Genomic DNA, 11,397 nt, shown 5'->3' with positions numbered 1-11,397 from the left:
GCTCAGTCGGCTTGCTTGGAGCGCTCCGTGCCGAGCGCGGTGTCTGCCGTGTCGGTGCGCTCGGTCGCGGGTGGGGCGCCGGCCTCGACGGCCTCACCTGCCGCCTCGACGTTGGCCTGGGACGCCCGCTCGAAGGCCCGCGCGCTGGCCTTGCCCTTCTCCTCGAAGGACTGCTCGTCGTGCACGGCGTCGGCCTGCTTCGCCGGCGCGCTCGGAGCCGCGCCCTCCCGGAGCGCCACCCCCTCGGCAACGGTCATCACCTGGTGGCCACCGAACTGGCCACGCAGCGCAGAGACGGCCTGCATGGCGGGGGAGACCTGCTGCCGGGAGGCGAACCGGGCAAAGAGGGATGCCGAGATGACGGGCACCGGGACGCCGAGGGCGATCGCCTCCTCCACGGTCCAGCGTCCCTCGCCGGAGTCGTTCGTGTAGTCGGACACGTCGTCGAGGTGAGGGTTCTCCTCCAAGGCGTCCACCATGAGGTCGAGCAGCCAGGAGCGGACGACGGTGCCGCGGCTCCACGCCTTGAAGGTGCCCGGCACGTCCTTGACGATGTCCTTCGCCTCGAGCAGCTCGTAGCCCTCGGCGTAGGCGTGCATGAGGCCGTACTCGATGCCGTTGTGAACCATCTTCGCGTAGTGGCCGGCACCGACCTCGCCGGCGTGGACGAAGCCCTCCTCGCGCGGTCCCTCAGGACGCAGGGCGTCGAAGATCGGCATCGCCCGCTCCACCCAACGCGCGTCACCGCCGCACATGAGGCCGTAGCCCTTCTCGAGTCCCCAGATGCCACCCGAGACGCCGCAGTCGACGTAGCCGACCTGCTTCTCGGCGAGGAGCTTGGCGTTCTCGAAGTCGTCGGTGAACCGCGAGTTGCCACCGTCGATGACCAGGTCGTCGGGCTCGAGCAGCTCGGCCAGCCTGGCCACGGTGTCGCGGGTCGGGTCTCCCGAGGGCACCATGACCCAGACGACCCGCGGGGCAGTCAGGCCCTCGACCATCGCCTCGAGTGAAGGGGCATCGGACACGTCGGGGTTGCGGTCGTAGCCGATGACCTCATGGCCGGCACGGCGCAGTCGCTCGCGCATGTTGCCGCCCATCCTGCCCAGACCGATGAGACCGAGCTGCATGTCGAGTGCCTTCCTTGAGGGAGCTCCGATGCCTGTGAGGCTAGTCGGCGAGGATCGTCCTGTGTCGTCTCGGCCCGGGCGTTCAGCTCGCGAAGCGGACCGGCATGAGGACGTAGCGGTAGGAGGCGTCGGTGTCGCTGTCCGCCTCCTGCTGCCCGGTCAGCACTGCCGGACGACTCGGCTGGGTGAAGGAGAGACGACTCCAGGGCTGGCCGACGGCGTGCAGTCCGTCCAGGAGGTACTGGGGGTTGAAGGCGATCTGGATCTCCGGGCCGTGCAGCACCGCTTCGACCGCCTCGCTCGCCTGGGCATCGTCACCGGTGCCCGCCTCGATCGCGACCTGACCCTCACTGAACTTGAGCAGCACGGGCGTGTTGCGCTCGGCCACCAGAGCGACGCGCTTGACGGCCTCCTCCAGCGCCGCCGTCTCGATGACGGCCTCGGTGTCCACCGAGCTGGGGAAGATCGAGGTGACCTTGGGGTACTCCCCGTCGAGCAGGCGGGTCGTGGCCTGGCGCCGGCCCGCCTCGAAGCCGATGAGACCATCTCCGCCGCCGCCGAAGGCGAGCTGGACGGATCCCGAAGCACCGAGAGCCTTGGCCGTCTCCGACAGCTGTCGAGCAGGGATGAGGGCGACATGGCTGGCGTCGGGACTCGCCGGGGTCCACGTCAGCTCGCGCATCGCCAACCGGTAGCGGTCGGTGGCCAGCAGGACGATCTTGTCGCCCTCCACCTCCATCCGGACACCCGTGAGGATCGGCAGGGTGTCGCCGCGGTCAGCAGCGATCGAGACCTGGGCCACTGCCTGGGTGAACACGTCTCCGGCGATCGTGCCGCTCGGCTCCGGGGGTGCCGGGAGGGTCGGGTAGTCACCCACGGGCATCTCGCGGAGGCTGAAGCGGGAAGAGCCACAGGTGACCGTGAGCTTGGCCCCGTCGGTGCTGACGTCGATGGGCTTGGCCGGCAGGTTGCGAGAAATGTCCGCGAGGAGGCGCCCGAGCACGAGGACCTGCCCCGCTTCTGCCACGTCGGCGGGCACGGTGATCCGCGCGGAGACCTCGTAGTCGAAGGCGGAGAGCGTCAGGCTCCCGTCCTCGGAGGCCTCGAGCAGGACGCCGGCGAGCACCGGCACCGGCGGGCGAGCAGGAACCCCGCGAGCCACCCACGTGACTGCCTCGGCCAGGACGTCTCGCTCAACCCGGAACTTCACGACGACTCTCTTCACGACGATGGACATTGGGGCCTCAGACACTAGCCCGTGCAGTGATTCTGCACCACAGCCCCGACGGTGGTCAGGAGGACTGCTGCACTGCTCCATCGAGGGGTAGGTGTCGGACCGTCGTACGCGGGGCGACTCGCCATTGTCTTGAGTCTCGTCATAGTCGTAGGTGGTGTGGATGGTGTGGACAACTCACGTCGGGGCAGGTCGCCGTGAATGAGCCCCCTGTGGGGTTTCTGTGGGTTCACAGCCGTCTCTCGACCGACTCATGTGGACGGCGGAATCGTCGTGCACAGGCAGATCACAGGCACACCGGTGCTTTTCCGCAACATCAGGCACTTTGTCCACAGATATCCACAGGGCCGTGTGGACAACCATGGGAGGGCCACCGAGAAGGGAGACTTTTCCACAGCCGCCCTGTGGGTCGTGTGGACGGAGCGCTCCACACGGTTATCCACAGGCGGTGGACAACTCGTCGTGTGGTGCGCGCCCTGTTGGTCACGGCTCGGTCTCGCTGTGCACACAGGTGTGGATGAGCCTGTGGAAGGCAGCGAGTCCGGTTGTCCACCGGTGGGGACGCACGAGCCCACGGGGTGAAGACGGGACGAGGACGCATCGTCCAGGAGCCTCTCCAGAGAGGGCGTGCCGGTGGACGCGGCGGCCAGGGCAGCGAGGGCAGGGAGGGCAGGGAGGTACCGCGCAGTGTGGCCACCCAGCCCGCAAAGCCAGCTCAGCGGCGTACGGCTGCGCTGCTCACGGGAGACGACCTCGGAGCGTACGTCTGAGCCCAGTCGATCAGGTCGACTGCTGGCGGATCCGATTGGTGAGCTCGGTGACCTGGTTGTAGATCGCACGCCGCTCGCTCATCAGCTCGCGGATCTTGCGGTCGGCGTGCATCACCGTCGTGTGGTCGCGGCCGCCGAAGTGCTGGCCGATCTTGGGCAGCGAGAGGTCGGTCATCTCGCGGCAGAGGTACATCGCGATCTGCCGCGCCGTGACCAGCTGTCGCGACCGAGAGGACCCACACAGGTCCTCGATCGTCACCGCGTAGTAGGCGGAGGTGACCGCCATGATCGTCGCGGCGGTGACCTGGTTGGGCGTCTCGTTGGGCAGCACGTCTTTGAGGACCACCTCGGCCAGCGGCAGGTCGATCGGCTGGCGGTTGAGGTTGCTGAACGCGGTGACCCGGATCAGGGCGCCCTCGAGCTCGCGGATGTTGGTGCTGAAGTTGCTCGCGATGTACTCGAGGACATCGTCCGGCACCGACATGCGCTCCTGGATCGCCTTCTTGCGCAGGATCGCGATACGGGTCTCGAGGTCGGGCGGCTGGACGTCGGTGAGCAGGCCGGACTCGAAGCGGGTGCGCATCCGGTCCTCGAACCCCGAGAGCTCCTTGGGCGGCAGGTCCGAGGTGATGACGATCTGCTTGTTGGCGTTGTGCAGCGTGTTGAACGTGTGGAAGAACTCCTCCTGGGTCTGCAGCTTGCCCTGGAGGAACTGGATGTCGTCGATGAGGAGCACGTCGACGCTGCGGTAGCGGCTCTGGAACGCGCTCGCCTTGTCGTCGCGGATGCTGTTGATGAAGTCGTTGGTGAACTCCTCGGAGTTCACATAGCGCACGCGCACGTTGGGGAACATCGTGCGGGCGTAGTGGCCGATCGCGTGGAGCAGGTGCGTCTTGCCCAGGCCCGACTCGCCGTAGACGAAGAGCGGGTTGTAGGCCTTGGCCGGAGCCTCCGCCACCGCCACCGCCGCCGCGTGCGCGAACCGGTTGCTCGCCCCGATGACGAACGTGTCGAAGGTGTACTTGGGGTTGAGCCGCGTGTCGCTGGCCTGGGCGGGCTCGGGTCGCTGCTGGCGGAGCGGCCCGCTCTCGCCACCGCGCAGGTGAAGTGGCTGCAGCAGAGCGGGGTCGTGCTGGTCGGCGCGCAGCTGGTCGGCGCGCAGTTGGTCGGGTCTCAGTTGGTCGGGTCTCAGCTGGTCGGGGTGGAGGTGGCTCGGCAGCGGGTTGACGTAGGGGTGCTCCCGGTGGAGCGCGTCGGCGGTCGACCCGTTGGGGCTGAGCGGGAAGGCGAAGGGAGCCGGCACCGCGCCGTCGAAGTCCGCGGCCAACAGGTCGGGGGCGCTTGCCTCCAGATCCTTGAGCGGGTCACCGCTCGGCACGAGCGGAGCCATCGGGGAAACGCGTGGGTCGGCGGAGCCGAAGGCGTGGGCGACCCGGCCCACCTCGGACAGGGCCGGCTGTCCGGTCGGCTCGTCGGTGATGAGCCCGAAGTCGTCCTGGTCGAGCGTCTCGTCGACGCTGACGGCGAGATGGACCGGGTGTCCGAGCAGCTCGGAGAGGGTCGCGACGACCTGGCCCTTGAGCCGGGTCTCGAGGAAGTCCTTGGTGTAGGCGTTGGGAACCTTGACGAGGGCGGTCTGGTCGAGCACTCCGACGAGTCGGCAGAGCCGCACGAAGGCTCGCTCCTGAGCAGTCACCCCGGCTGAACCGAGAGAGGCGAGGGTCTGTTGCCAGATCTGGCCGTAGTCGACGTCTCCGCCCGTCACTGCTTCACCCGTCCCTGACTGCTCTGCGTGCCCGATGCCGACAACTGCTTCGACCTGTCCCGAGTCGGCGGCCGGTGACGTCCACCCTGTCACCTCGCCGACGTGCCGGTCGACGTTTTCCACACGATTATCCACAACCTGTGCATCATGGCGGAGGGGTACACGAGAGCGGGCACCGTGAGAACCGAAAACCTAACAACTCGGGGTGCTCGTGACAACCTGTGCGCATCAGAAAGGCCGCTTCCTCCGGCGTGTCGAGTTGCATTCGTCAGGCAGTTGTCGACGATGGGAAAGTTTGGGCCCGGGACTGGGCGGACGCCGTGCTGGTTTGACCCCCCTTCCCACGCTCCCGTATCGTGGACCGAGCGTGTCCGCGACCTCTTTCGCATGCCCGTGGCGCGGCCCCGTCGAGTCCCTGATCGACTCGGTGGGGGGAACCATGGGCTTGCCGATTGCGGTCGCCGCATCGCTGCAATCCGCAGTTGAACCACTCGATTGGACTCGGGACCGGGTCGGCGTGTGCCGATCCCACCCCCAAGCAACGGAGAACCTCGTGAGCAAGCGCACCTTTCAGCCGAACAACCGCCGCCGCGCCAAGACGCACGGCTTCCGTCTTCGGATGCGCACCCGCGCCGGCCGCGCCATCCTCGCCGCCCGTCGTCGCAAGGGCCGCTCCGAGCTCTCCGCCTGAGGGCCGGCGTGCTGCCGGCACGTCATCGTCTGCGCGAGCGGGCGGACTTCACGGCGGCAGTGCGCGGACCAGGTGCCAGCAGAGCGGGCGGCCGACTCATCGTCGTGCATGCCAACCGGACCGATGCGCGGGCGGAGCTTCCGCCGCGCGTCGGTTTTGTTGTGTCCAAGGCCGTCGGTAACGCCGTGACCCGCAACCTCACCAAGCGGCGACTGCGCGCCATCACGGCGAGCCAGCTCAGCGGCATACCCCAAGGGGTGGACGTCGTGGTCCGCGCCAACCCGGCCGCCGCAGCGGCGACGTTCCAAGAGTTGGCGGATTCCCTTGTCGCCCAACTCGATCGGGTATGCCGCTCACTTTCCAAGGCGCCCTCGTGACCGCGAGTGGGGGGTCGGGAACCGCCAGCCCGATGGTGCGGCGGCTGGCCCTCCCACTTGTGTGGGTGGTCCGGGCCTACCAGCGGTTCGTGTCGCCGCTGCGGCCGCCGACCTGCCGCTTCCACCCCACCTGCTCAGCCTACGCCGTCGAGTCGCTCGAGCGCTTCGGACCGCTCAAGGGTGGCTGGCTGGCAGCACGGAGGCTCGGGCGGTGCCACCCGTGGACGCCCGGCGGGGTGGACCCGGTGCCGCAGACCTGGGCTGAGCGAAACTCGTGGCGTCCCGAGCACTACCGACCGCCCGCTGACCGGGACGGTGGCGAACCTCATCCGCCGGCCGCCCCTGGCCGGTCCACCAGATCTGACCATCCGGCATGATGTGCCGAACACTGCTGAGCGGCCGCGCGACCCGCCGCCCGACGACAGAGGACCTCCGTTGATCGACTTCTTCCACACGCTGCTCTACCCCATCAAGCTGGGTGAGGCGTGGGTGATGTACGCCTGGCACTGGCTGTTCGATCTCGTCGGGCTGCCGACGGGCTGGGCCTGGGCGCTGTCCATCGTCGGACTGACGATGATCGTCCGCGTCCTGCTCATCCCGCTCTTCGTGCGGCAGATCCACTCGTCGCGCAAGATGCAGCTCATCCAGCCCGAGATGCAGAAGATCCAGAAGAAGTACAAGGGCAAGCGTGACCCAGAGAGCCAGAAGGCGCAGCAGGCGGAGATCATGGATCTCTACCGACGCACCGGGACCAACCCGTTCAGCTCGTGTCTGCCGATCCTGCTGCAGTCGCCGTTCTTCTTCGCGCTCTTCCAGCTGCTCAACAACCTGCGCGCCATCGCCGAGGGCAATGTCGCGAACGGTGGCACCCCCGTCGGCCCGATCACCCAGGCTGTCGCGCGGTCGATCGAGGAGTCCCGGATCTTCGGGTCCCGCCTCTCCGATGCCTTCTTCAACTCGGACACAGTCAGCACCCAGGTCCTGACGGCCGTCCTCATCCTTGCCATGTCGGCGACCACCTTCACGACCCAGCACCAGCTGATGCGCAAGAACATGCCGGCTGCTGCGCTCGACAACCCCTTCGCGAAGCAGCAGAAGGTGCTGCTCTACCTGATGCCGATCTTCTTCGCGATCTCCGGTGTCAACTTCCCCGTGGGCGTGCTCATCTACTGGACGACGACCAACCTGTGGACGATGGGGCAGCAGTTCTACGTCATCCGCAACATGCCCGCCCCCGGCTCCCTCGCCTACCAGAAGATGGAGGAGCGGGACCGCCGGAAGGGCCGAGCCACGAAGCACGTGACCGTGCCCGGCCTCGAGGCCGGGGTCGGCGAGGCTGAGCTGGAGTCGCAGAAGACTGGACAGCGGCAGCAGCCGAAGAGCAAGAAGCGCGCCAAGGGCGGTGGCACGGCGAAGGCCTCCGCGGGTGCCGGTGCCGGTGCCGGTGCCGCGACGGGCCCGGGCGGTTCCACGACGGAGAGCAGCCCCGGCGCCCCCACGAGCGGCGTCCCAGGTGGCGAGACCAAGCATGCCAAGGGGGTCTCCGCACCGGGCTCTGCCAGTGGCGAGCGACCCCGAGCGGGTAAGAAGCCCAAGTCGAAGAAGCCGTCGTCGGCGAAGGACCGGCGTTAGCTCGCTGTCCTCGCGGGCTCATCCCAGCGGACGGTCCGGCCCGGCACGGGCTCGGTAGGCCGCACATACACGTGAAAGACGCAACCAGGACCGCAGGTCGTCCACAGGTTGTGGGAACTTTGTGAATAAAGGAGCAATCCCCATGAGTGACACCACCCCTACGAGTGGCACCGACACCGTTACCGAGCCGGATGAAGCGGTGAGCCCGGCGGTCGACGCCGACCCGAGCTCGGAGGTCGGTCCGGAAGGGGCCGTGGAGGCCAGCGAGAGCAAGCCCGAAGGGGCGAAGACATCGCGCCTCATGCAGCTGGAGCGTGAAGGGGAAGTGGCTGCGGACTTCCTCGAGACGCTCCTCGACATCGCCGACCTGGACGGCGACCTCGACGTCGACGTCGATGGCGACCGCGCAGCAGTGGCCATCGTCGACTCCGACGAGGGCCGGGTGCCGCGGCGGCTCGTGGGCCCCGACGGACGAGTGCTGGAGGCGCTGCAGGAGCTGACCCGGCTCGCGGTGCAGGCCGAGACCGGCGAGCGCAGCCGCCTGATGCTTGACGTGGCGGGCTACCGGGCAGAGCGACGCGCCACGCTGGTGGCGCTGGCACAGTCGGCGATCGCCGAGGTGCGTGAGTCCGGCGAGAAGAGGGCGCTGGAGCCGATGAGCGCGTTCGAGCGCAAGGTGGTCCACGACGTGGTCGCCGAGGCAGGTCTCGTGTCTGAGTCTGAGGGTGTCGACCCGAAGCGTCACATCGTCATCCTTCCGGCCTGAGGCTCGCGCGTGTTTCACGTGAAACACGCCTGAGGATCTGCCCACCGCATCCGACCATCGGGTGCCCGGAGACTCCACAAGGGGAGGGCGATGACCGACTCTGAGGAAAGCGACTCTCCTCGGTTCGTTCCGCCCACCCCGACGGCGGCTGCTGACGTGTTCCAGACGAGGGTCAGGCTGGCGGAAGAGTTCGTGGCCATCCTGGCGGACACCGGGATCAGCCACGGTCTGATCGGACCTCGCGAGGCGCCGCGCCTGTGGGAGCGTCACGTTCTCAACTGCGGCCTGATCCGCCACGCCATCCCCGTCACCGCAGAGGGACAGCGGGTGATCGACGTCGGTTCGGGCGCTGGCCTGCCGGGTATCGTGCTCGCCATTGCTCGACCCGATCTCGAGCTGCACCTCGTTGAGCCGCTCTCCCGGCGGACGGGGTGGCTCTCCGGTGTCGTCGCGCAGCTGGACCTCGAGAACGTCGTCATCCACACGGCACGGGCCGAGTCGCTGTGGGACCGGCTTTCGGCTCCATTTGTGACTGCTCGTGCCGTCTCGGGCATTCTCCAACTGGCCCAGTGGAGCCTTCCGCTGCTGGAGCCCCGAGGCTCACTGCTCGCCCTCAAGGGCAGTCGGGCGGAGGCCGAGCTCTCCGAGAACAGGGCCGCCCTGGCGAGGCTCGGTGTCATCGACTCTGCCGTCGACGTCTATGGCGAGGGACTGGTGGACGACCCCACTATCGTCCTCCGTGTGACTATCGGGGACTCCATTGACCGCCGCCGCTTCCGCGGCCAGCCACCGACCAGTGCAGGATCCGCTCGCCGAAGGTCGGATCGACCCAAGGTCGGTCGTCGCTCCGGCTCGTCGTCTCGCGATCGAGGACGTCGTACTAGATGATCGAGAAGAGACCATCCCGCTGGCGGAGCCTGTTTCGCAGAGACAGCACCCGCCACCCATCTGGAGGTAACGACCCCGTGAGCAACCTTGGCTGGCCGACCGCCACTCCAGAGCCGCCGGCTGATCACCGGCGCCTCGGTTGGGTTGACACAGCCGGAGCTGTTTCACGTGAAACCACCCCTGTTCCGGAGGACCGGACCGGGGAGGCAGCCACCAGCGCGGGCGACTCGTCTGCTGCCCACCCGACCGAGACCCCCGTGCAGCCGGACGTCACCCAGGCCGAGGCGGGCGAGAGTGGCGACGCGGACGATACGGCTCAGGCCGATCCGGTCGGGGACGTGGAGAGCTCCCCGTACCAATGGCCGGCCCCCGAGCATGCGGATGGATCCCTGCCGGAGTCGGGTGGGAGGGCCGCTCTGGTCGCGCCGTCACGGGCAGAGGGCCTCGGCGCCGCGCTGCGGTCGAGTGCGCCCGGAGAACCCCGTTCGTCAGACCGCGCGATCGGAGCGGACATCTACTTCACCCCTCTCCAGCGCGTGGAGCAGCTTGACGCGGATCAGACCGTAGATCACGACGCGTCCGACGCGCCCGACGCGCCCGACGCGCCCGACGCGCCCGACGCCCCCGACGCGCCCGACGGGCCCGACGCGCCCGACGCGCCCGACGCCACTGATCCCGGAACCGGCCGCCACGCTGCTGGGAGTGACCTGGGGGATCCGCAGCCCTCACCCTCGGTCGCGCAGGCTCTGCAGCCGGCGGTGGTGACGGCAGTCGATGAACACACCGCCGGCGCCGGGAGCCCCGTCCTGACGGAGGCGACTCAGCCGGCGGCATCCCTGTCCGGCGCCCAACCGACCACGGACACCCGGTCGGAGACATCCACGGTGGCTGTGGACAGCGATGTGGAAAAGCTCGGCCCGGAAGCGCTCCACGCGCACGAATTAGCGCATCCTGCCATTGGGGAAAACCGTGTGGACGAGTCGGCCGTGAGCACGGCTCCGACCGACCTCGACTCCGGGCCAGAGGTTCCCGTCGAAGGCGACGGACACGTCCCGGTGGAGGATGAGCACGTCGCGGCGGAGAACCTCCGCAGGAGGATCCAGCTCACGGGCCGGCCCTTCCCCAAGCCCGTTCACAGTCGCGTGATGACGGTCGCCAACCAGAAGGGCGGAGTGGGCAAGACCACGACGACCGTCAATGTGGCGGCCGCGATGGCCCAGTCCGGCCTCCAGGTGCTGGTCATCGACCTGGACCCCCAGGGCAATGCGAGCACGGCCCTGGGGATCGACCACCACGCCGAGGTTCCGTCGATCTACGACGTCCTCGTGGAGGGGGCGCCTCTGCTCGACGTGGTCCAGCCGTGCACCACCGTCGATGGGCTCTTCTGTGCACCTGCCACGATCGATCTCGCCGGGGCCGAGATCGAGCTGGTCTCCCTGGTCGCGCGGGAGTCGCGCCTGCAGAAGGCGATCACCGCGGCCGGCGAGGCGGGTCACGAGTTCGACTACATCCTGATCGACTGCCCGCCCAGCCTGGGACTGCTGACCGTCAACGCGATGGTTGCGGCGACCGAGGTGTTCATCCCGATCCAGTGCGAGTACTACGCCCTCGAGGGCCTGTCCCAGCTGCTGAAGAACGTCGAGCTGGTGCGAGCGCACCTCAACCCGCCGCTGCATGTCTCGACGATTCTGCTGACCATGTACGACGGGCGTACTCGGCTCTCCGCCCAGGTCGCCGATGAGGTCCGGGAGCATTTCCCCGAGGAGGTGCTGCGCATCACCGTGCCCCGGTCGGTGCGTGTCTCCGAGGCTCCCAGCTTCGGTGAGACCGTGATGACCTACGACCCGACGAGCAGCGGCGCCCTCGCCTACCTGGAGGCTGCCGGCGAGATCGCCGACCGAGGGGCGGCCGGCCGCGTCTAGCAGGACGTCGACCCCACCGGGGCCGCTGTTTCACGTGAAACGGACCCCGGTGCGCCTCCCGACGCCATGCCCGGTCCCTGTTTCTGCGCCGAATGACCCTGCTGCGTCCTGGGCCCCGGGCCGCTGTTTCACGTGAAACGGCGACGCCACGACACGCACAATGGCCAGCACCGGCTGGCGGAGTGCTTGCCGCGAGTCACCTAGACTTGGGCCGCGCGATGGTCG

At 68.3% G+C, this 11,397-nt stretch carries 10 protein-coding genes; 7 read left to right on the top strand and 3 right to left on the bottom strand.

Going from position 1 to position 11,397, the window contains the following annotated elements:
• Positions 1-2: 2 nt before the first annotated feature.
• From gnd to dnaA, 3 genes are all read right to left on the bottom strand, one after another.
• On the bottom strand, positions 3-1,127 hold the full coding sequence (gnd, locus tag ABWV20_RS07200; protein ID WP_353354148.1) for a phosphogluconate dehydrogenase (NAD(+)-dependent, decarboxylating): 1,125 nt from the start codon (positions 1,125-1,127) through the stop codon (positions 3-5).
• A gap of 82 nt (positions 1,128-1,209) precedes the next feature.
• A complete protein-coding gene (dnaN, locus tag ABWV20_RS07195; protein WP_353354147.1) occupies positions 1,210-2,337 on the bottom strand; it encodes a DNA polymerase III subunit beta in 1,128 nt (375 codons plus the stop codon).
• Positions 2,338-3,141: 804 nt separating this feature from the next.
• Positions 3,142-4,896: a chromosomal replication initiator protein DnaA gene (gene dnaA, locus ABWV20_RS07190; protein WP_353354200.1), complete on the bottom strand. Its 1,755-nt coding sequence runs from the start codon at positions 4,894-4,896 to the stop codon at positions 3,142-3,144.
• A gap of 553 nt (positions 4,897-5,449) precedes the next feature.
• Here dnaA and rpmH point away from each other — a divergent pair.
• The 7 genes from rpmH to ABWV20_RS07155 all read left to right on the top strand — a co-directional run bounded on the left by rpmH (position 5,450) and on the right by ABWV20_RS07155 (position 11,172).
• Positions 5,450-5,587, top strand: coding sequence for a 50S ribosomal protein L34 (gene rpmH / locus ABWV20_RS07185; RefSeq protein WP_013885212.1), 138 nt, complete (start codon positions 5,450-5,452; stop codon positions 5,585-5,587).
• Positions 5,588-5,595: 8 nt separating this feature from the next.
• The gene (rnpA, locus tag ABWV20_RS07180; RefSeq protein ID WP_353354146.1) at positions 5,596-5,964 is read left to right on the top strand and encodes a ribonuclease P protein component; all 369 of its coding nucleotides are present in this window, start codon (positions 5,596-5,598) and stop codon (positions 5,962-5,964) included.
• Positions 5,934-6,341 carry a membrane protein insertion efficiency factor YidD gene (gene yidD / locus ABWV20_RS07175; protein ID WP_353354145.1) on the top strand — a complete coding sequence of 136 codons (408 nt, stop codon included), beginning with the start codon at positions 5,934-5,936 and terminating at the stop codon, positions 6,339-6,341. The genes rnpA and yidD overlap by 31 nt, the downstream gene beginning before the upstream one ends.
• A 58-nt stretch (positions 6,342-6,399) precedes the next feature.
• A complete protein-coding gene (yidC, locus tag ABWV20_RS07170; protein WP_353354144.1) occupies positions 6,400-7,596 on the top strand; it encodes a membrane protein insertase YidC in 1,197 nt (398 codons plus the stop codon).
• A 142-nt stretch (positions 7,597-7,738) separates the two neighbouring features.
• Positions 7,739-8,362: a Jag family protein gene (locus ABWV20_RS07165; protein WP_353354143.1), complete on the top strand. Its 624-nt coding sequence runs from the start codon at positions 7,739-7,741 to the stop codon at positions 8,360-8,362.
• A gap of 90 nt (positions 8,363-8,452) precedes the next feature.
• On the top strand, positions 8,453-9,250 hold the full coding sequence (rsmG, locus tag ABWV20_RS07160) for a 16S rRNA (guanine(527)-N(7))-methyltransferase RsmG (RefSeq protein WP_353354142.1): 798 nt from the start codon (positions 8,453-8,455) through the stop codon (positions 9,248-9,250).
• Positions 9,251-10,236: 986 nt separating this feature from the next.
• The gene (locus ABWV20_RS07155; protein ID WP_502901762.1) at positions 10,237-11,172 is read left to right on the top strand and encodes a ParA family protein; all 936 of its coding nucleotides are present in this window, start codon (positions 10,237-10,239) and stop codon (positions 11,170-11,172) included.
• Positions 11,173-11,397 lie beyond the last annotated feature (225 nt).

Origin of the sequence: Intrasporangium sp. DVR (assembly GCF_040365325.1) — a bacterium.
Classification (GTDB): Bacteria; Actinomycetota; Actinomycetes; order Actinomycetales; family Dermatophilaceae; genus Intrasporangium.
Note: the sequence above shows the minus strand (reverse complement) of the source record. Positions and strands in the feature narration are given on the sequence as shown.

Excerpts from the sequence above, each read along its gene's own strand:
- gnd (WP_353354148.1), bottom strand. The coding sequence starts at position 1,127 with ATGCAGCTCGGTCTCATCGGTCTGGGCAGGATGGGCGGCAACATGCGC.
- yidD (WP_353354145.1), top strand. The coding sequence starts at position 5,934 with ATGCCGCTCACTTTCCAAGGCGCCCTCGTGACCGCGAGTGGGGGGTCG.
- ABWV20_RS07165 (WP_353354143.1), top strand. The coding sequence starts at position 7,739 with ATGAGTGACACCACCCCTACGAGTGGCACCGACACCGTTACCGAGCCG.
- rsmG (WP_353354142.1), top strand. The coding sequence starts at position 8,453 with ATGACCGACTCTGAGGAAAGCGACTCTCCTCGGTTCGTTCCGCCCACC.